Source organism: Flavobacterium sp. 1355, assembly GCF_017833415.1.
In the GTDB taxonomy this organism is placed as follows: Bacteria; Bacteroidota; Bacteroidia; order Flavobacteriales; family Flavobacteriaceae; genus Flavobacterium.
This window is the reverse complement of record NZ_JAFICC010000004.1, coordinates 1-17,578: the sequence shown is the minus strand read 5'-3', so window position 1 is coordinate 17,578 and position 17,578 is coordinate 1. Positions and strand designations below refer to the sequence as shown.

Here is a 17,578-nt window from a genome sequence, read left to right as displayed (position 1 = left end):
ATTATTCCTCTAGCAGTTTTAGTTTTTCTTTTAATGCACAAATTTTTAGTGTATTGACACGAATAGTTTGTTCTGCAGATGTAATAGAATCTTTAGCCTGATCAATTTCTTCTATAAAATCTTCAATGTCCTGTTCGATCTCAATTATATTTTGCTCTTTTTCTCCACAATCGGAACAAATTACAGTTCGTGGAAACCACTTTTCCGAAGCGGTACCATCATTAAGGTCAAACCAACCGCCGCATTTTTGGCAAGGGGTTGGCATTTCCATTTCTTCGAAATCTTCTTCTGGTTCAAAGTCTTTATTATAATTCATGATCTGTCTTTTAAGAGTTATTTTTTCCTTGCTCAACTACATATAATGCGATTGAAATGATAATGATGAATCCGATAATAATCCGGATCCATTCTTTTACTGTGATTCCTAAAATTGTTTTCATAATTCTGTTTTTTGGGTTAATAAAAAACCGCCCTAATTGGGCGGTTAATGTGGTTTAGTTAATAAGTGTTGGCATGAGCAACATAAAGAGGCTCTCCTCCTCCGTTTCACCGTCTGCCGGAGTCATAATTGCCGCTCGACTTGGAAGTGAGAACTCAAAGTTGACTTCCTCGGAAGTAACATTGCTGATGATATCGGAAAGATATCTGGCATTAAAACCAATCCTGGTGTTTTCGCCAATGTAATTGCAGGCCAATCTTTCGTTTGCTTTATTTGAGTAGTCAACATCTTCAGCGGTTAAATGGATCTCGTTTCCTGAGAAATCTAAAACTAGCTGCTTTGTGGTTTTGTTGGAGAAAATCGAGACGCATTTTACAGAGTTATACAAAGTGTTTCTATTGATCACTGCTTTGTTTGGATTTTCTTTCGGAATAACACCGGCATAGTTTGGGTACTTCCCGTCAACCAATCTGCAGATCACAATAAAATCGGTGAAAGCAAATATTGCATTTGTCTGGTTAAATGAAAGTGCAACGTCGGTATCTAATGTCGAAAGAATCCCTTTTAGAACGTTCAGAGGCTTTTTTGGCACAATTAATTCGACAGGCTCAGGCGTGGTTATATCTTTTCGAGTGTACCTTACCAGTTTATGTGCATCGGTTGCAACAAAATTTAATCCGGATTCAGAGAACTGAAATAATACTCCCATCATAACCGGACGCAAATCATCTGTTCCGGTAGCAAAAACAGTTTTAGTGATCGCTTTACTCAGGATTTTAGAATTAATACTTACTGATTGAGCATCCTCAAATAAAACAGCTGTAGGGTATTCTTTCGCCGAAGAATAAGCAATTGAATAAACTCCCGAAGATGAAGTGATATCCATTGTACTGTTTTCTAATACGGCAAACTCAAGTGGCTGCTCTGGGAAAGCTTTTAGAATATCAATTAGCATTCTTGCGTGAATGGCGATAGATCCTTTATCTGATGAACTGATTTCCAATGTAGAGCTGATCGTCGTTTCCAAATCGGTTGCCGTGATTTTCAGCAAATTCTCATTGATCTCAAACAAGAAATTGTCCAGGATTGGAAGAGTATTTGATGAATTGATTACGCCGTTTAAAATCAATAGTTTTTCGAGTAAATTTTTACTGTTTAGTATTAGTTTCATATTTACAATTATATTTAGTTAAATCTTGTTTTATGTGTTGAATGTTTCGCCAGCAAGATGTAAAACCATCTGGAACGTTACCGTCGAGATCAAGGATATTAAAAACCGAAACTTTTAATTTATTGACGGCCATTAATATTATAAGGCCGCCATCTTGGAAATAATAATGAGGTTCAAATTTTACTTTCATTCCGTCATTTAAAGCTGCTAAGATTTCATCAGCAGCTTGTGAAAGTTTTTCGTTTTTCTCTTCTATTTCGTATTCTGTGAAAAGGTTTAGTTGCGCCATTAAGCAACATCATTAAGATCAAAAAGTGTAGGCACATTTTGTTTTAACTCCTCTGCTTTTAGATAATTTGCACCATCTAAAAAGTAAGTTGGATTCAATTCGATTCCATAACCGCGGCGACCTTTTTTAATAGCTCGAAGGGGTACAGTCATAAGTCCACCGAAATAATCTAAAACAAGATCTCCCGGATTACTCATTTGCTCGATAACTCTGTCAGCAATATCAAACTGCATTGGGCAGATATGCATTTCTTTTCCTAAACTCCATTGTGAGCCGTTTAAAGTTCTCATTCTGGTAATATCAGTCCATACTTCGGACGACCAGCTTTGAGGCTGCAAAAGCATAAAACCGGATGGCAATTTCCCTTGTATTTCAAGATTTTCAGCAATTGAAACCACCTGTTCAAAATCCCAAACTTCGTTTAAACTGTAGCTCCTGAATAGTTTGTAAATTTGATCGTGTTCAAGTTTGGCAACCTCATCAGGAATTAAAAGCCTTTCACCAGAACTGCGAGTATAACCGTGCGCATCCATTTGCCATCTGGCGCGAGAATATCCTCTGTTGTTAAACTCCCCTATTTTATGATCAAACTCTCTTTTCTCTTTTACAACTGGGATATCGGCATAAGCGTTTGAAGTATCGCTTGGCGGTTTGCGGAAATAAAGAAGATATTCCGGCATTCCAACTCCCATTTTTGAGCCATCTTTGCATTGCTCAGTCCAACCTAAACGATAAGTTTGATTGTTTTCTCGAACAACATCGGTAACAATGGTTTTCATCCCCATATACTCAAATCCATGTTTTCGGTAATGGTTTACGGTGTCAATATGGAATGGATAAACAGTTTGGAATCCTAATCCAGAAAGGCCGCCGGGGATAATTCTATCTTTCACATGAATTGCTGCTATTCTTCCCGGTTGTAAAACTCTGAAGGCCTCCGGTGTTGAGTAGTCCATTTGAGCGAAGAACTCTTCTGTATTTGATGTATGGCCATAATCTGCATAATTTGGAGAGTATTCATATTGATTTGCAAAAGGAATTGATGAGAGAATTAAACCCACTGAATTTGATTCGATCAGCGGCAATTCCTTTATGTTGTCATTTTGGACAGCCGTAAAATTATTGCCTTTAATTTCAATTCTTTCAACTCCTATCTTTCTGGCTAAATGCTGAGCCATTGCAGATTGAGATAATCCGTATTCTTTGATGATGTTCGTCATTTTAATTACCATTAAGTTGTGTTGTTTCCATTTACGCTCAAGTTGTTTCCTGATTTCACGTTCGGCTTCAGTATATATCAAATCAATTCGAACAGTTCCGGTTTGTCCGAATCGTAAAAGCCTGTGAATTGATTGTATGAAGTCATTAAATTTGAAGCCTATTCCTAAATAAATTGCCCACGAACAATGCTTTTGAAGATTGGTACCAGATCCTAACATTGAAGGCTTTCCGGCTAATTCTTGTAACTCACCATTGGAAAATTTTAAAACAATTTCTTCTCTGAGTTCCAGTTTTTGACTTCCAAAAACCGATTTACAACCGGGAATTGATTTTTCAATTAATCTTCTCTCATCTTCCAAATCGTGCCACAATATTCTGTGAGCATTAATATCTTGATCTCTTAATTCAAGCATTTTATTTACACGATCTCTGAGGCTTTTTCTTTTTTCCTTCGCTGAGCCTTCCAAACCAATTGCAACTTCGTTATACATTTGGTACTGGCCACGTTTATCGTTTCCAGCGTCCGAGTGATCAGAAGCTATTTCGTGCCATCTAATATCAAGCGGCGGCAAAATATATCCTGCATCATCATTCTCTTCACCTGTAATGTCTGAAGGTTTTGAAACGAAAAGGGCCCATGAAGAAACCCACAACCAAAACTCTTCTTCTTTATGGGCGTGAAGTGTCAGTTTATCGGCTTTTGTACTATCTCTTTTAAAGAATCTCGTTTTAGCCTGGCTAACATCCATAACTCCCAAAAAGTCAGCATAAGCAAGTAATTCGATATAATCATTTGGAGAAGGTGTCGCAGTTGCAACAAAACGATAAGGTACACATTCAGTTCCTCGGCGATCTCCATTTGGTCCGGCATCACCGGTAAACAATCGCATAAATTCACGGAAAGTTTTTGAACCTCCCAACCCTCGTAAAATTGATGCTTCATCTAAACTCGCAACCTGAAACAATCTCGGATCTAATTTTCCATCTCTAACTGTTTCATAATTGGTGATATAAATACCTGTTTCGGAAGCTTCATCGATTCTCCTGATAAATTTCGGGCCAGAATCCCATCCAAGTATATTAACAGCATCTTTTGAGAACTCAGCTCTTACACCTAAAGGAGCTATAATCAATCCCCGTCCACCAGTTTTTAATAAAGTACATCGAATTGCTTCAAGTTGCGTCACAGTTTTATGAAGTCCAAAGGAGGCGAAACAAGCGCGGCGACCACCTTCCACAAGCCACTTAACCATTAGCTTATTATGGTCTTTAAGTTTTGGACTGATATCAGAAAGATCTAAATCGAAACCTTCTTTTTGTGCTATTCTAATTTTTGATTGCAGAAATTCATCATACGATTTTATCATGGCTCGGTAGTTTTTTAAAGTAGTAGATTTTATTTCCGTTTGGCAGCTCCTTAACTTCTGTTGGTTTTTGGTCAAAAGACAGAAACTCTAAAAGTTTTTCGTAAGCGTTTATCTCACTTACTCCTTTCATTTCAATTTCCGTTTTATTTGGAATGAAGAAGGTTGTTTTGGCTACCCAAATGCTTTTTACGATTTTTTCAGTTTCTATTTTTTCGATATTGATATTTTCTAAATCCATGCGATATGTTTTCAATGTTATTTTGTTGTTAGTTAGCCAATAAAAAAGCCCTCGATAGAGAGCTGTAAAATGTTTATGATGTAATTGCTTAAATCCTTCCGAATATTAGCATAAAGGCGTCGCGCTGTTCCTGATTGGTTTGTCCTGTATAGCCTGTAATTTGCTTAAAGTATTTGTTGGTGATTTTTCGAGCTGTTGGTTTAATTTTATAATGAGTGAGTTTCAAATATTCACACATTTCAATAATCTTTTTGGCCGTTTCAAAGTTTGCACCTGTGTATGATCCGATCTTAGCATTAAAAGCAGCTGATTGATCATTTTTACGATGCCAATTAGATTTATTCAAGAACCCACATTCGACAAAAACCTCTAACTCTGGATACTGCTTTTTCATTTCGACGAAGTAATCGAACAGTTGAAAGAAGGTAAGATTGTCAAGCTGCAGTTGATTCCCACTTAAGAAAGCAACTCCGGATTTATCAACATCTGGATCTATACCAATTAAATATTTTTCCTTTTTCTTGATCATGGTTTCAGGCTGTTTGCTTTTGGGATTGATCCAGGACATTCTTCTGAAAGCTTTTTTATAGCCGAAATTAGAGCAGTGTCTATACCTGTAAAAGGCCTTAGCAATATGCCGACATCGCTTAGAGCAACTGGCATTTGGTTTTCAAGATGTTTGATTCCTAAGTCTGTGATTTGGTCTTTTATAGCGACCAGCTTTAATAATATTTCGGTGCTTTCCATTTTAAATTGTTCTAAAGTTGATTTTGCTTTGCTTGGTATCTTCGACGACTGTAACATCTTGAAGTAATTGATCAATTGTAAATTCCCTTATTTTTTCTAAGCGATTTTGAATTTTAGTGATTTCCTGAAGTAGTTTTGGCAACGAATCATTCGGACATAAGGGAACATAATCTTTGAAGTTTTTAAGCTGAATTTCTAAGTTATTCCGCTGGCGAATATGGTTCATTTTCTAAAAGATTTCCCTTTAAATTCAATGACGTTGAACATTTCAAACATTCTATCATCAACACGTGCTCCGTACTTTTCACCAAACTCTGCCAGAGCCATTTCAATATCGCCTTGATATCCTTCTTTGAAATTGCAGGTAATGTGAGTTTTTACTTTTCGGTTGTAACGCTCTTCGATAATTTCTTTGAATAGGTTTACTTTTCCATAGTTTGACGCGATTCTTTCGGTTTTAACATCATCAAAATAGCGAGTTCCTTTGTACATCAAGTTTTCAAAATCTGTTCTGTCTGTTTCGGAAGAGCATTTTTCAAACATTACAACAACTTCATTTGCAGAAAAACCACGGAAACCAATTCCGGAAATGCCTTTGAAGATTTCCTCGAAAACTTTCATTGTGGAAGTTTTACCGTTTCCAAATGGGCCAATAATCAAAAGACCTTTGTCAAAACTTGGATCAGTAATATTTGATAGATTTTTACACTTAAAGAATCTTTCATCTTTGGAGAAATAATATATCAGAGGTTCTAAGTTTTCAATTGTAACATTTTGCACAATCTGCAATTTCTTCCCGTGTATCTGTCGAAATTTGGCCTTAAATAGTTTGTAAAGTTGAAGTGCTGTAATTTCAAAAACCTTAATTTCTTTTGGCTTGTAAATTTTTTCAAAGTAATCAGCGGTTTTTAAAATGGTTTCTTCAGGTGAATAATTTCTTTTTGCCTCGTATGTTTGAATTTGCGTTTTCTCAAAATCGGTCAAGTCGTCAAGAGATTTACTTTTCAAATAATTGTATTTGTGCGGTCCAATGGGTGTAACGCCGATGTTACCTATTCCGTTCGATTGTAATTGATTGTTTTCCATTGTTGATTACTTTTTTAGATTTTAAAATTTCACCTGGAAGCCATCTTGAAAAATGGCCGGCATAATCTTGTTTATAATTTTTGTTGTCGAACTCGGAAATTAATTTGGTGTTAAAAATCTCAATCCAACTTTCTATTTCATCCGGGCGGATTTTATTTTGTATTGCAATTGTTTCTAACCAACTTGGACTTTCTAAAAGCTCTTTTCCAAAAATTTCATTTTGCGTAAATTCTTTTAAAGGTTTTATAAGGTTTATATTGTTTTCTTGTTTTATTATACTCACCGTGCTTTCGCATGTGCTTTGTAAGGTGCTTTGATATGTGCTTTGTAATTTTCTTTCAAAGCGTTCCTCATTATTTTCGGTTGCTTTGATAGGTGCTTTGACATGTGCTTTGCTATTTTCTTTCAAAGCAATTATGTTGGCTGAATACTGATTTTTACTATATTCTACTACTTCAAAAAAACCAAACTGAACTAAATCATCAAAGGTTTTTTTATAAACTGAATAGCTTTTAATTCCAACATAATCTAAAACCATCGAGGTTGGAAAGCCAAACTTCTCTTTCCAGCCTAAACGGTTACAGTGTTCAACAGCATAGGCATATACAGCACAATGGTTTGGCTTTATGCTTTCAGGATTTTTAAAAGCAAAATCCCAAAAATCACGCATGAGCTTGAAGTAATCTAGTTTATCATCAGCCATGTTTTCTATTTTATGAATGGTACATTCGTTAATTGTCGTCCATTATTCCAGATTGAGAATAAGCCTTCCTCAGTTTGTTTTATTTGCATAGTCTCAATTTTTCCGAAGAAATTTATATTTCCTCCCATGTCAATAAACCAGCCTATTTTCTTTGTCCCATCTGGATAGGTAAAGATTCTCATTACGCGGCCAACAATTTGATAATACAATGAAAGAGACATTGTTGATCGTGCCATAAGGACTGCTTCAAGTGCCGGATAATCAAACCCAGTTGTTAAAACTCCAACATTAATAAGGCATTTAATAACACCTTTTTTGAACTGACTCAGAATCCTTTCCCTTTCCTCCTTTTTTGTTTCTCCGGTTAAAATTGCAGATCCTGGTATTCGTTTTTGAACAGCTTTGGCCTCTTCAATTAAAGAGCAGAAAATCAAAATATTTTTTCTCTTACTTAAAATCGTTGTTGCTGTTTTTACTATTCTGGATGGCATGTCGATTGACTTATAATATCTTCGTAGGGAAGTTTGTGTAAAGTCGGTTCCTGAGCTGTTAAGTTCTAATTTACTTCGGTCAATAACATCAAAATTGTAATACTCCAGATGTGCAAAAAAGACATCCAGTTGATCGAACTTTATCTGCAAATCATCGTGAACAATATGCGCTCCTTTTCGATTTAGTGTATCTCCTTTTGTTGGACCTTTTAACAGCTCATAAGAGTATGCACATAATGCATCATTTATCGAAGCACCCTTAATTTCAACTTCTTTTTCTGAAATCTTTTCTAATGCTGCAGTAAACTTGTCCGAGTTAATTGTGATTGTTTTGGCCATGATATTTTGTTATTCATTAATTATTAAAAAGAATTCTTTGTATTTTCCTTCCTTGTATTCCGACTGAACAGGAACATTCCAGATGTCCTTGAGATCTTTAATTCGCCTGCGTAAATCACCAATTTGATAATTTAACAAAGCTTTTGTCGTTGTCAAGCGTTCGCCTCTTAAAAGTGCTTCATAAACGATTCTGCATTGATTGGAAAATTGTTCTTTGTTCCGTTCAAAATGTTCCTGGTTACTGATCTTATTTTCGATGTGAAATAGATCATTAAATTTGATTTCTTGCTGGTTCATAAATAGTGCTCGTTATTTTTTACCTGAATTTCTATCTCTCTGAGTAAAGCCAAATCTTTAGGTTCCGGAAGATAGATACCTGCATGTTTACTTGAATAATCTCTAAATCGATCAATTGCTAATGTCAATTCATCTTTAGTAAGGTTCGCTAAGCTTCTATATTCTGTACGAACTTCTGAAGTAATCCTGTTAACAAATTCATATTCGAAGATTGCAGGATTCACAAGTTTTTTAAAGTACTCAAGCTTTATGTATTCCAATTGTTCGCCATATTCCAAAGCAAACCAGGACATGATTAAATGAGCATACTTAATTTGGGGATATGTTTTAGGAACTTTCTTTGCCGACAATTCAAACACTTTATTATGCTCTACAAAGTATTTAAGCTTTTCGGCAGCTCTTTGAACATCTATCGGTTTTGCTGGATTGTAGAGCATAATTAATTAGTTTTAAAAAGGTGTTTTATGGAAATCAATATGCAATCCTTTAACAGCTGCTGTTACATTTTTTCCTGTCAGGTCATAAACTTCTTTCACAAACTGTTTTTCGTTTGAGTTACTATCTGATAAGTGAATCAAAACAATATTATTGACAGCCGTTAAATCATTTGCTTTTAACATGTCTTTGCAATTATCTAATGAAAAGTGAGATCTTAAAATTCTATTTCTCAAGAACTCTTTTCCACTATCAGCGCCAAACTTTCGATCAATAATTTCTTTTGAGAAATTAGCCTCGATAATGATGTTGTTCAGTCCCGGAAAAGTATACTTGCAATAATTTGTGTCAGTAAGAAAAAGTGTCTTTCCGCAATCCGCATGATCAATTAAAAATCCTAACGGTTCAGCTGCATCATGTTGAACATCAAAAGCCATGATTTTAAAATTTCCAATTCTGAAATTTTGTTTTGATACAATTTCATTCTGCTTATGGCTTTTAATTGAATGACCGGTTTTAGCAAATGTTCCTCCGGACGCATAAACATCAATCCCCAATTTCATAACCTCATTAATTGATTTTGCGTGATCATTGTGTTCGTGAGTGACAAGGCATCCAACAACCTTTGAAAAATCAAAATTTAAAGCTTTTTTGATATCCATTATGTTGACACCACACTCAATAAGCAACGCTTCATTCCCGTTGTCGAGAATGTAAGCGTTACCAATACTACCTGTTGAGATAACTTTTAATTTCATTAGAAATTAGGTTGATTACCTGCATCATCTAAGCTCATAGCTTGCTGAGAGTTTTGCTCTGGAGAAGCGTTCTCACTTGTGATCACCGATATTTCTAAAACCTTATCGTCAACAAGTTCAGCATCGTCAAATTCTAGCGATTCAGAATTCGCATTTGCATCAATCTGATTCTGGATTATAGAATCATTCATTTCATTTTCTTTCTGCAGAATTGCCAAATAGTTATCATCAATCTTTTTACTGTCAATTGTGATAGCATTGTAAGCATTTCTTGAAATTGTTTTAATGGCCATTTCTTCAAACCATCCTTCAACTTCTTCTGTTCCTGCTTTTTGTCCATTTTTCCAAACATCCTTTTTCCCGCCCCAAAACTCGGCAGATGCATATTTTGGTTTTCTTTTTTCAATGTCTTTTAAAGAGAACACCTTGATTTTATTTTTCTCAGGACTATCTTTAAATTCATGGTACCAGAATCCGCCAACAACAGTTCCTCGATCAAAATCGTTTGTTATTTCTAAAGTGTACGTTTCAACAGGATTGTTTAGATCTTTCTTATATTGCTTAAACTTATCAGTTGAGTAAACTAATTCGCAAACAACATCAGTTGGAACTTCTAATCCGTATTTTTTAGCTTTGATTTCCATTCCACGATAGCCAATCAAAAATCCCATGTCAAACTTATTGTTTGCCGTATTTTTATATGGGACAATGCTAATATGATTTGGCTGTGTAGGGTCCAATTCAACACTTGAATAAGCAATAACATCAACGGCAAGCTTTGCCATATTAACATTTTCCCAAGTGAATGGTAAAAGATCACGACTGTGTTCCGGCTTGGCCAATCTCTTTTTCTCATTGTCCTTTAAAGTTTGATCAACTTTTATAAAGTAGTTTTGGCAGAGTTTCTTTTGAAATGGCGTCAGCGTAACAGCACCGTTGTTTGAGGAAAACTCTTTTAAAACTGCATTTGTAAATCTTTCACTTTGGGATGGTTGCACATTTGCAACATTTGCATTTGTAGTTTGTGCAGGGGTGTTTTCTGTGTTCATTATATTTCTATTAAAAGTTGATTACTTTGGATTTTGGAACACTTTACGAACCTTAATTCGAAAGCTTCCGTTTGAATTTCTTTTGCGGTGTTTTGATTATGCGGACAATTGGCAGTACAGTCAAAACTTCCTATTTTAACTCCGACGTTTTCTTTACAGTTTTCTATAAGGTTTCCGTCGGAGTCTCTTTTGACTTTTACGCCAGTCATTATGCAACACGTAAAGTTTCGTCCTGCTCACTTACTACCAATCTTATCAATTGGCTATCGGTGCTTAAAATAGAGTGGATAGATTCTGCACCATCAATAAAGATTGGTGCTGATACTTGGTAGAATTGGCAAAGAGTTGAGATAATGTCAATACCGGCATTAATTTTAGATGCTGTATTTGCATCGGAGAAAGGAACACCATTTACCATGATTTCACATGCAGGAGATTCTCCTCCGTTAACTTGATCCTCAAACATTTTGAATTTTACAATTCTGAATTTTGAATTGACATTGTTTTCAATTGCTGACATTTTATCTTTTTCGAAACGCTCAATTAAGAATTGAGTTTTTTCAACTCCGGCAATCTCCTGAGCCAATCTTGTTTCTTCATCAGTAAGTTGTTTGATTCTTTCATCAACAGCTAATATTTGAGCCTCGTTTCTTAATTTGACTTTGATTGCTTCAATTTCTTCAGACAATGTTTTTTTATCTGCTTTTAGTTGTTCATCATCAACTTTTGGCTCTTCTTTAATAGTTGCTTCAACTTTTAGAAGCTCGGCCTTCTTAGCATTATAATCAGCGTTTGCAAGAAGAAGTTGGTTGTAAACTGCTTCAACATCAACCGGTGTAGCATTATTTTTTTTGGTGTTTTCAGCGTCAATTTTTGTTTGTAAGTCGGCTATCTCTGTTTTCAGTGCATTAATTACAGTTTGACCGTTTTCAACTCTTTCTTTCAAAGTTTTAAGCTCAGATTCTAAGTTTTCTTTGTCAGTTTTTAATAAACCACCTTGACGGTTTATCTCACTTAGATTAGCGGCCTTTTTACTTTTAAAGTTGGTTAACATTTCAGTCTTTTTGGCCTCAACATCTGATTCTTCAAATGCACGTTGACAAGTTGGACAACAAAAAGAATCCTGATCAAAAGTCAGTTCCTTTGCGTTTTCAGCGGCCCATTCCTCGCGCTTAGCTTGCATTTTTCCGTCCAATGCTTTTATATCCGATTCTTTTCCTTCAACCAGACCTTTTAAAGTTTTTAAACTGTTTTCCGCAGTCGTCAGCTCTCCATTTTTATTGATAAGCCCGGTATTATAAGCGTCTAATTCAGAAGTGTCTATTTTACCAGAAGCAGTTGCTTTAGTTCTTGTTTCACTTTCGATACTTTGAATTTCAGATCTTAAATTGGATGCTGTTCGTTTTGCATCTTCATTGCTTTTTAAAATAGAATCGAGACCGGCAGATTTGTTTAGGATTGCTTCGTCAATTTTGGTTAACTGTGATTCTTTCGCACCAAGCAGATTTTTAAGATTCTGAAAGTCGAAAGCCTCCGGTTTCGTTTTTGAAACTTCATCAATTCGAGTTGGAATTGCTTTTAGATCGTCCTTAGATTTTTTGACACTCGCTTTAATCTGGCTTAGATACTCGGCTATCGTTTTATCTTGTGTCAGATTTGCTAATAACGCTTGATATTCCGGATTCCCTTCTGCTATCTGAGCATCGGTAAATTCACCGGCCATTTGAGTAATTATGCTTCGGCGTTCTGGCCACTTCATGGAGTTAAGTGCGAAAGGGTTTGTAATCAGTTTGAAAATTGTCTCATCCATAATTCCGCTAACTTTGGCTTGAAAATCTCTTTGGTTCATTGGAACTTCATTCCAGTAGTACAAAGTTTCATTACCTGTATATTCGGCAGTTTCTTCACCTCTTTTCTTTGACCACTTTTCTTTGTAGATCTTCTTTAAAGTAATTCGATCTCCGTTCACTTCAAAGAATCCTTCGACTTCATGATCTTGTCTATTCAAAGAGGTATCAACCGTATTTTTAATACTGAAGTCTTTTTTCTCCTCAGCATTTTTGCCAAACAGCAGCCAAAGAAAAGCATCATAAATTGTAGATTTTCCGGTACCATTCGCGCCAAAAACATCTGTATTGTGCTTAAAAGAAAGCGATAATTTTAAAATTCCTTTAAAGTTTGTAAGGTTTAAACCTTTGATTTCTATATTTTTCATTTTGTTAGATATTGAATTAGATTAAATATTGTTAACCACAATGGACCAAGTAAAAGCACCTAATATGAATCCGATTGTAAAGGCGATAATGAATGCAATCATAAACAGATTAAACATTCTCATAGATCGTTCTGTATCGAAGTCCATAGCTTAGCAATTAAAAGATGGATAATCGTGATTTTGATGATCTTCAAACATTTCATCAAATTGAGGAACTTGGAATTTCCAAGCCAGAGCAAGTATTTCTTCTGATTCTTCTGCATCTGAAATAGAATCTGCAAATGCTTTTTTCAAACACTTGCCTAAAAGGAGTTTTGTTTTGTCATTTGACAACTTAGTTTTTTCGAATTTTTGTACTAAATTTGCTCTCATAGTAAATAGAATTAGGATTTGGACGTCCAATTTGTTTATTAAATTATCATCACTTGTAGAGATTAGATCGGGGGATTCAATCTCTTTGATTAGTAAAGCCACTGTCGATAGTGGCTTTACTTTTTAAGGTAATCTGGTTTTGTGCCCCGCTTACCACTTGCTATTAAGTCTTTATATTTATTGACTTTTTGAGTTCTTGTTTCTTTCGGCGCTGATTTAGGAGTATCAATTTTACTTTCGACACTCCCAACCATGCCCAGACTCTTGAAAATTTCATTCGCCTGTTCTAAATGCCCCCGCAGACATTTGTATGTTTCCAATGGAATTGTTATTGTTTTTACTGCCATCTGTTTATTTTTTTAGAAATCCAGTTAATTAAGTTTATCAAGCCAAGTCCGATAATCAGAAGTATCAAAAACATGATCACATCTTCTGCTGACACTAAACTAGACATCGGTTAATTCTTCTTTTGGTTCATCAATAAGTTGTTCTTTTGGCTTTCGAAGATGCTCTGCAATTACATCTAACACAAAAGGCAAACTGAATTTGGTTGACTTTCTGACAGCCAATAAGTACACAGATTGAACCTGAATACTTAATTGAGCTGCAATTTTTTCTCTTAAAGGAATATCATTCCGGATGATGGTATATATTTCGTCTTTAAGCTGCTTTTTCTTTGTAGTTGTTGTAGACATATTTTTGAAGTTATAATTTGTTAATCCCCGCAGTATTTTCCAATTCCGTAATATCCGGCTGCAGCTGCATTATTTACCACTAAATGATCTCTCCATGGATAAGTAATAGTTGTAATTGCCTGCCATTTCTTTTTAGCTTCCAGTTTCTTTTTTTGGAAACTTCTTGTTGAAGGAATCTTATTGTAAGCAATCACTAACATTTCTCTTTTCACAATTTTCCAAGCTTCAATTAACGCTTGCGAAAATGTCATTTGGAACTTTCTAAATAATTCCCATGCTTTTTTAAATATTGATGTTCTCATAATTCGTCTTTTGAAATTCGCGCCGTTGTTGCTTCGATGCTACGACTTACTCGCAACGGCTTACATATTCGATTTTTATTTTTCAGCTCATTCTCAAAAAGGTTTTCTTAAACCCACAGAGCTTATTTTTTCATTTTACGGTTTTCAGTATTTCAAAGAACTTTTTTTGAGTACATTTGCATTTGTCATTTGTACAGAGCAAAAATATATCAAATGAAAGTATTATGCAAGTAAAAAGCATTAAAATACTTGCTTAATACTTTTATTTAAAATGTTTCTAAATAATAATTGAAATGAGTATTGGATTAAGATTGAAGCAATTACTAGATTCTAAAGGGCTAACAGCATATATGCTGGCCGATGTAACAGGTATATCGCAATCTACATTGAGCAGAATTCTCAATAAAGATTCTAAGCCAAATGCAAGTACTTTGAAAGTAATTAGCGATTATTTTGGAATTGAGCCGTCTTGGCTCCTTGTAGGTGACAATAATGAAAGTAAAAAGAAAGTTGAGAAGCAACCAGTTTTGTATCTTAATGAAAACATAATGAATGTTCCACTTGTAAATCAATACGCATACGCAGGTTATATGAATGGTTATAATGACCCAGAATTTATTGAGGAATTACCAAAAATTCCATTTTTAGTTGAAAAAGAGCATAAGGGAGAATACATCTGCTTTGAAGTCAAAGGAGATAGCATGGATAACGGTACACACGAAAGTTACCTGGAGCGAGACATTCTACTTTGTAGAAATGTTAGAAAAGATTTTTGGCATAGTAAATTACATATCAATAAATGGGATTTTGTAATTGTTGATAAAGACAACGGAATCTGCGTAAAAAGAATTATAAAACATGATGTTGAAAAAGGAATTATCACATGTCATTCTTTAAATGACTATTACGAAGATTTTGATATTGATCTACGAAATGTCTCCAAGATCTTCAATATTGTAGATATTCAAAGAAAAAGAAATAGAAGGTAACAGATTTACATATAGTTAATTTTATCATCCTTAAAATTATAAAATGAAAAAAGCATTATTATTATTAGTATTTACGATCACAACCTTTTCTTATAGTCAAGTCGTTGATTATGTAAAAAAAACCGATTTTAAACAAGTGGAGACTAATCGTTGGAGAATTACCGATAAGTCAATTAACCTGAATAATGGTAACAATGTAATGTCAAACGCATTTCTTACAATCGGAATTCCGACAGAGATATATTTAAATACTGATGTAGATAAACTTAATTCTATGATTGCAGATGTAAATGAGAAAGCAAAAGGACTTGTGAAAAATAAATATACTTATGAAAGTAAGATAGTCAAGATATCCTTTTTAGCAGAAAGTCAGCAATGGTACATAACTATAGAATATGCAGCGCAAAATGACTATGGTTCAACAAAAGACGGCGTAATAAATGCCTACTATGATGATAAATTTAACTTAATAAAAATTAATGCATTCTAATTCATGTCATTCATCAAAAAAATATTAATTCTAATTATCTGTGTATTATTATATAACTGTGATAATAAACCAAGTGCACCAAATGATATTCTAAAACTCGAAGCAGAAAAACGCTTACTGCCTCAGTTAAATGATCCAAAGTCCTATGAATTTGTAAGTTTTGTAGTAGACACAAACAAAAGGATGCAAACTAATCAAAGAATGCAAGATCTTTCAAAATTGCAAAGTGAATATCAAAAAGATAGTGCCAAAAATGAATATAATTTGATGAAGATTGAAGACGAAATTAGCTCTACTAAAGCACAAATGCTTCCAGCTAATGAAATAGAATTCTTGTATAAATTCAGAGCAAAAAACCATTTTAATGCTACAGTTCTACATGAAAAAATTGTTGTCAGTGATAACAAATTTAATTTTTTAAGGATTGAAGATTAGCCCGAATGTAATAGCCTGAAATAAACTAATGTTAAATGCAAAAAACTGATCAACGTATTCTGCGACTTATTGATGTTCTGATATTTCAGAATAAAGTAAATCGTGAAATAGACTTTTGTAGAGAGATAAACATTCTTCCACAAACAGTTTCAAAAATTAAAAAAGGCACTAATCATTTTACCGTTACACATATTGAGAACATTATTGAAAAATATAATGTAAACGCAAATTGGATTTTTGGCCTTGACAAAAAAGTGTTCAACATGTCGGGAAGCATTGAAATTGCTGATTTTCTACAGTGAACAAAAAAGTGAACAAAACTTATTATTAACCTATTTTAATTTGTTTGTAAAGTCATATAAATCAATCATTTAAATTTTATAAAAAGATATTTGGAGTTTCCCTCTTTCTCCGCCAGTAGAAGCTTCAAAAGAAGTTTTAAAAATCAAAAGCCTTTAAACATTAATGTTTAAAGGCTTTCATTTTTGCTTACTTTTCAAAAAGCACATGTTTTGGGTCAATACAAAAAGGATCAGGTGCAAAAGTTGGGGATTAAGCAAAAAGATTAGATAATCTGAATAAGAAGAAATCTACTTTACGCACTCCTCTAAATTGACTTCTAAATGCTTTTACTTTAGCATTGAATGATTCTGCAGAAGCATTAGTACTTCTATTATCAAAATAGTTTAAGATTGATTGGTAATTAACCGTTATAGTATTTAAAAGGATATTAAAATTTTTAAACCCTGAATCCTCTACATTCCTGTACCAATGTGCCAGTTTGGCCATCGCAATATGTTTATTGTTTTGATTGTTGTAAATACCCCGTAGTTGTTGGGTTAAACCGTAGGCTTTTTTAATATCCGGATACAAGCCAAATAACAATGGATCAGGTGCAAAAGTTGGGGATTAAGCAAAAAGATTAGATAATCTGAATAAGAAGAAATCTACTTTACGCACTCCTCTAAATTGACTTCTAAATGCTTTTACTTTAGCATTGAATGATTCTGCAGAAGCATTAGTACTTCTATTATCAAAATAGTTTAAGATTGATTGGTAATTAACCGTTATAGTATTTAAAAGGATATTAAAATTTTTAAACCCTGAATCCTCTACATTCCTGTACCAATGTGCCAGTTTGGCCATCGCAATATGTTTATTGTTTTGATTGTTGTAAATACCCCGTAGTTGTTGGGTTAAACCGTAGGCTTTTTTAATATCCGGATACAAGCCAAATAACAATTGGGCTCGTTCGTTTTGTCTCTCGGTCCATTTATCGCGGGACTTATAAAGAACATATCTGCTTCTGGCTAACAACTGTTTTACAGAGTCTCCATTAGGTAAAAGCTCTGGGGCATAGGTTTTGTTTTCTCTTTTCGCTTGTAATATCAATCGATTCTCGGTATCCATCGCTTCCCAACGATATTTTATTCTAATCTCCTGTAATGCT

26 protein-coding genes are annotated in these 17,578 nt (G+C 34.4%); 4 read left to right on the top strand and 22 right to left on the bottom strand.

The genetic code is table 11. The features are described from left to right. Position 1 precedes the first annotated feature (1 nt). The 20 genes from JOD96_RS05850 to JOD96_RS05755 all read right to left on the bottom strand — a co-directional run bounded on the left by JOD96_RS05850 (position 2) and on the right by JOD96_RS05755 (position 14,214). A complete protein-coding gene (locus JOD96_RS05850; protein WP_209563346.1) occupies positions 2 to 316 on the bottom strand; it encodes a hypothetical protein in 315 nt (104 codons plus the stop codon). Between the two features lie 178 nt (positions 317 to 494). After that, positions 495 to 1,610: a DNA polymerase III subunit beta gene (gene dnaN, locus JOD96_RS05845; RefSeq protein WP_209563345.1), complete on the bottom strand. Its 1,116-nt coding sequence runs from the start codon at positions 1,608 to 1,610 to the stop codon at positions 495 to 497. Beyond that, positions 1,588 to 1,899 carry a hypothetical protein gene (locus tag JOD96_RS05840; protein WP_209563344.1) on the bottom strand — a complete coding sequence of 104 codons (312 nt, stop codon included), beginning with the start codon at positions 1,897 to 1,899 and terminating at the stop codon, positions 1,588 to 1,590. Before JOD96_RS05840 ends, dnaN begins: the two co-directional genes overlap by 23 nt. After that, positions 1,899 to 4,487 (bottom strand): DNA methyltransferase, encoded by a 2,589-nt coding sequence (locus tag JOD96_RS05835; RefSeq protein WP_245188359.1) that lies wholly within the window; start codon positions 4,485 to 4,487, stop codon positions 1,899 to 1,901. The genes JOD96_RS05840 and JOD96_RS05835 overlap by 1 nt, the downstream gene beginning before the upstream one ends. Beyond that, positions 4,471 to 4,725 carry a hypothetical protein gene (locus JOD96_RS05830; RefSeq protein WP_209563343.1) on the bottom strand — a complete coding sequence of 85 codons (255 nt, stop codon included), beginning with the start codon at positions 4,723 to 4,725 and terminating at the stop codon, positions 4,471 to 4,473. Before JOD96_RS05830 ends, JOD96_RS05835 begins: the two co-directional genes overlap by 17 nt. A gap of 88 nt (positions 4,726 to 4,813) precedes the next feature. Next, positions 4,814 to 5,254, bottom strand: coding sequence for a hypothetical protein (locus JOD96_RS05825; RefSeq protein WP_209563342.1), 441 nt, complete (start codon positions 5,252 to 5,254; stop codon positions 4,814 to 4,816). Then, positions 5,251 to 5,472, bottom strand: a complete 222-nt coding sequence (locus JOD96_RS05820; protein ID WP_209563341.1) for a hypothetical protein — start codon at positions 5,470 to 5,472, stop codon at positions 5,251 to 5,253. Before JOD96_RS05820 ends, JOD96_RS05825 begins: the two co-directional genes overlap by 4 nt. Position 5,473: 1 nt before the next feature. Then, complete coding sequence (locus JOD96_RS05815) at positions 5,474 to 5,698, bottom strand: hypothetical protein (RefSeq protein WP_209563340.1); 225 nt, start codon at positions 5,696 to 5,698, stop codon at positions 5,474 to 5,476. Beyond that, positions 5,695 to 6,558: a hypothetical protein gene (locus JOD96_RS05810; RefSeq protein WP_209563339.1), complete on the bottom strand. Its 864-nt coding sequence runs from the start codon at positions 6,556 to 6,558 to the stop codon at positions 5,695 to 5,697. The genes JOD96_RS05815 and JOD96_RS05810 overlap by 4 nt, the downstream gene beginning before the upstream one ends. Next, complete coding sequence (locus JOD96_RS05805) at positions 6,521 to 7,261, bottom strand: hypothetical protein (protein WP_209563338.1); 741 nt, start codon at positions 7,259 to 7,261, stop codon at positions 6,521 to 6,523. Before JOD96_RS05805 ends, JOD96_RS05810 begins: the two co-directional genes overlap by 38 nt. Before the next feature lie 5 nt (positions 7,262 to 7,266). After that, the gene (locus JOD96_RS05800; protein WP_209563337.1) at positions 7,267 to 8,091 is read right to left on the bottom strand and encodes a DEAD/DEAH box helicase; all 825 of its coding nucleotides are present in this window, start codon (positions 8,089 to 8,091) and stop codon (positions 7,267 to 7,269) included. Positions 8,092 to 8,100: 9 nt separating this feature from the next. After that, positions 8,101 to 8,388 (bottom strand): helix-turn-helix domain-containing protein, encoded by a 288-nt coding sequence (locus tag JOD96_RS05795; RefSeq protein ID WP_209563336.1) that lies wholly within the window; start codon positions 8,386 to 8,388, stop codon positions 8,101 to 8,103. After that, positions 8,385 to 8,825: a hypothetical protein gene (locus JOD96_RS05790; protein ID WP_209563335.1), complete on the bottom strand. Its 441-nt coding sequence runs from the start codon at positions 8,823 to 8,825 to the stop codon at positions 8,385 to 8,387. The genes JOD96_RS05795 and JOD96_RS05790 overlap by 4 nt, the downstream gene beginning before the upstream one ends. A 12-nt stretch (positions 8,826 to 8,837) precedes the next feature. Beyond that, entirely contained in the window at positions 8,838 to 9,581 is a 744-nt protein-coding gene (locus JOD96_RS05785) for an MBL fold metallo-hydrolase (RefSeq protein ID WP_209563334.1), read from the bottom strand. After that, entirely contained in the window at positions 9,581 to 10,630 is a 1,050-nt protein-coding gene (locus JOD96_RS05780; protein WP_209563333.1) for a recombinase RecT, read from the bottom strand. The genes JOD96_RS05785 and JOD96_RS05780 overlap by 1 nt, the downstream gene beginning before the upstream one ends. Positions 10,631 to 10,838: 208 nt before the next feature. Continuing rightward, positions 10,839 to 12,845 carry a DUF2813 domain-containing protein gene (locus JOD96_RS05775; protein ID WP_209563332.1) on the bottom strand — a complete coding sequence of 669 codons (2,007 nt, stop codon included), beginning with the start codon at positions 12,843 to 12,845 and terminating at the stop codon, positions 10,839 to 10,841. A gap of 150 nt (positions 12,846 to 12,995) precedes the next feature. Further along, complete coding sequence (locus JOD96_RS05770) at positions 12,996 to 13,217, bottom strand: hypothetical protein (RefSeq protein ID WP_209563331.1); 222 nt, start codon at positions 13,215 to 13,217, stop codon at positions 12,996 to 12,998. A gap of 116 nt (positions 13,218 to 13,333) precedes the next feature. After that, positions 13,334 to 13,564 carry a hypothetical protein gene (locus tag JOD96_RS05765; RefSeq protein ID WP_209563330.1) on the bottom strand — a complete coding sequence of 77 codons (231 nt, stop codon included), beginning with the start codon at positions 13,562 to 13,564 and terminating at the stop codon, positions 13,334 to 13,336. A gap of 99 nt (positions 13,565 to 13,663) precedes the next feature. Beyond that, on the bottom strand, positions 13,664 to 13,912 hold the full coding sequence (locus JOD96_RS05760) for a hypothetical protein (RefSeq protein WP_209563329.1): 249 nt from the start codon (positions 13,910 to 13,912) through the stop codon (positions 13,664 to 13,666). Between the two features lie 20 nt (positions 13,913 to 13,932). After that, positions 13,933 to 14,214 (bottom strand): hypothetical protein, encoded by a 282-nt coding sequence (locus JOD96_RS05755; protein WP_209563328.1) that lies wholly within the window; start codon positions 14,212 to 14,214, stop codon positions 13,933 to 13,935. A gap of 293 nt (positions 14,215 to 14,507) precedes the next feature. Between JOD96_RS05755 and JOD96_RS05750 the strand changes: the two genes are divergently transcribed. The 4 genes from JOD96_RS05750 to JOD96_RS05735 are packed head-to-tail and all read left to right on the top strand — an operon-like array spanning position 14,508 to position 16,430. After that, positions 14,508 to 15,203 carry an XRE family transcriptional regulator gene (locus JOD96_RS05750; protein WP_209563327.1) on the top strand — a complete coding sequence of 232 codons (696 nt, stop codon included), beginning with the start codon at positions 14,508 to 14,510 and terminating at the stop codon, positions 15,201 to 15,203. A 43-nt stretch (positions 15,204 to 15,246) separates the two neighbouring features. Continuing rightward, complete coding sequence (locus JOD96_RS05745; protein ID WP_209563326.1) at positions 15,247 to 15,693, top strand: hypothetical protein; 447 nt, start codon at positions 15,247 to 15,249, stop codon at positions 15,691 to 15,693. Positions 15,694 to 15,696: 3 nt separating this feature from the next. Then, positions 15,697 to 16,128, top strand: coding sequence for a hypothetical protein (locus JOD96_RS05740; RefSeq protein ID WP_209563325.1), 432 nt, complete (start codon positions 15,697 to 15,699; stop codon positions 16,126 to 16,128). 35 nt (positions 16,129 to 16,163) lie between these two features. Continuing rightward, on the top strand, positions 16,164 to 16,430 hold the full coding sequence (locus JOD96_RS05735) for a helix-turn-helix domain-containing protein (protein ID WP_209563324.1): 267 nt from the start codon (positions 16,164 to 16,166) through the stop codon (positions 16,428 to 16,430). Positions 16,431 to 16,680: 250 nt separating this feature from the next. Here the strand turns inward: JOD96_RS05735 and JOD96_RS05730 are convergent, their stop codons facing one another. After that, positions 16,681 to 17,001, bottom strand: coding sequence for a transposase (locus JOD96_RS05730; protein WP_209563323.1), 321 nt, complete (start codon positions 16,999 to 17,001; stop codon positions 16,681 to 16,683). A 36-nt stretch (positions 17,002 to 17,037) separates the two neighbouring features. Beyond that, a partial coding sequence (locus tag JOD96_RS05725; RefSeq protein WP_209563322.1) for a transposase occupies positions 17,038 to 17,578 on the bottom strand: 541 nt, incomplete at its 5' end.

What these genes read in the sequence shown, in the direction of transcription:
- JOD96_RS05735 (WP_209563324.1), top strand. Translation starts at nt 16,164, where the DNA reads ATGCAAAAAACTGATCAACGTATTCTGCGACTTATTGATGTTCTGATA.
- JOD96_RS05755 (WP_209563328.1), bottom strand. Translation starts at nt 14,214, where the DNA reads ATGAGAACATCAATATTTAAAAAAGCATGGGAATTATTTAGAAAGTTC.
- JOD96_RS05810 (WP_209563339.1), bottom strand. Translation starts at nt 6,558, where the DNA reads ATGGAAAACAATCAATTACAATCGAACGGAATAGGTAACATCGGCGTT.
- JOD96_RS05850 (WP_209563346.1), bottom strand. Translation starts at nt 316, where the DNA reads ATGAATTATAATAAAGACTTTGAACCAGAAGAAGATTTCGAAGAAATG.
- JOD96_RS05745 (WP_209563326.1), top strand. Translation starts at nt 15,247, where the DNA reads ATGAAAAAAGCATTATTATTATTAGTATTTACGATCACAACCTTTTCT.
- JOD96_RS05765 (WP_209563330.1), bottom strand. Translation starts at nt 13,564, where the DNA reads ATGGCAGTAAAAACAATAACAATTCCATTGGAAACATACAAATGTCTG.
- JOD96_RS05825 (WP_209563342.1), bottom strand. Translation starts at nt 5,254, where the DNA reads ATGATCAAGAAAAAGGAAAAATATTTAATTGGTATAGATCCAGATGTT.
- JOD96_RS05835 (WP_245188359.1), bottom strand. Translation starts at nt 4,487, where the DNA reads ATGATAAAATCGTATGATGAATTTCTGCAATCAAAAATTAGAATAGCA.
- JOD96_RS05840 (WP_209563344.1), bottom strand. Translation starts at nt 1,899, where the DNA reads ATGGCGCAACTAAACCTTTTCACAGAATACGAAATAGAAGAGAAAAAC.
- JOD96_RS05775 (WP_209563332.1), bottom strand. Translation starts at nt 12,845, where the DNA reads ATGAAAAATATAGAAATCAAAGGTTTAAACCTTACAAACTTTAAAGGA.
- JOD96_RS05790 (WP_209563335.1), bottom strand. Translation starts at nt 8,825, where the DNA reads ATGCTCTACAATCCAGCAAAACCGATAGATGTTCAAAGAGCTGCCGAA.
- JOD96_RS05815 (WP_209563340.1), bottom strand. Translation starts at nt 5,698, where the DNA reads ATGAACCATATTCGCCAGCGGAATAACTTAGAAATTCAGCTTAAAAAC.
- JOD96_RS05750 (WP_209563327.1), top strand. Translation starts at nt 14,508, where the DNA reads ATGAGTATTGGATTAAGATTGAAGCAATTACTAGATTCTAAAGGGCTA.
- JOD96_RS05760 (WP_209563329.1), bottom strand. Translation starts at nt 13,912, where the DNA reads ATGTCTACAACAACTACAAAGAAAAAGCAGCTTAAAGACGAAATATAT.
- JOD96_RS05780 (WP_209563333.1), bottom strand. Translation starts at nt 10,630, where the DNA reads ATGAACACAGAAAACACCCCTGCACAAACTACAAATGCAAATGTTGCA.
- dnaN (WP_209563345.1), bottom strand. Translation starts at nt 1,610, where the DNA reads ATGAAACTAATACTAAACAGTAAAAATTTACTCGAAAAACTATTGATT.
- JOD96_RS05795 (WP_209563336.1), bottom strand. Translation starts at nt 8,388, where the DNA reads ATGAACCAGCAAGAAATCAAATTTAATGATCTATTTCACATCGAAAAT.
- JOD96_RS05770 (WP_209563331.1), bottom strand. Translation starts at nt 13,217, where the DNA reads ATGAGAGCAAATTTAGTACAAAAATTCGAAAAAACTAAGTTGTCAAAT.
- JOD96_RS05740 (WP_209563325.1), top strand. Translation starts at nt 15,697, where the DNA reads ATGTCATTCATCAAAAAAATATTAATTCTAATTATCTGTGTATTATTA.
- JOD96_RS05800 (WP_209563337.1), bottom strand. Translation starts at nt 8,091, where the DNA reads ATGGCCAAAACAATCACAATTAACTCGGACAAGTTTACTGCAGCATTA.
- JOD96_RS05805 (WP_209563338.1), bottom strand. Translation starts at nt 7,261, where the DNA reads ATGGCTGATGATAAACTAGATTACTTCAAGCTCATGCGTGATTTTTGG.
- JOD96_RS05785 (WP_209563334.1), bottom strand. Translation starts at nt 9,581, where the DNA reads ATGAAATTAAAAGTTATCTCAACAGGTAGTATTGGTAACGCTTACATT.
- JOD96_RS05820 (WP_209563341.1), bottom strand. Translation starts at nt 5,472, where the DNA reads ATGGAAAGCACCGAAATATTATTAAAGCTGGTCGCTATAAAAGACCAA.
- JOD96_RS05830 (WP_209563343.1), bottom strand. Translation starts at nt 4,725, where the DNA reads ATGGATTTAGAAAATATCAATATCGAAAAAATAGAAACTGAAAAAATC.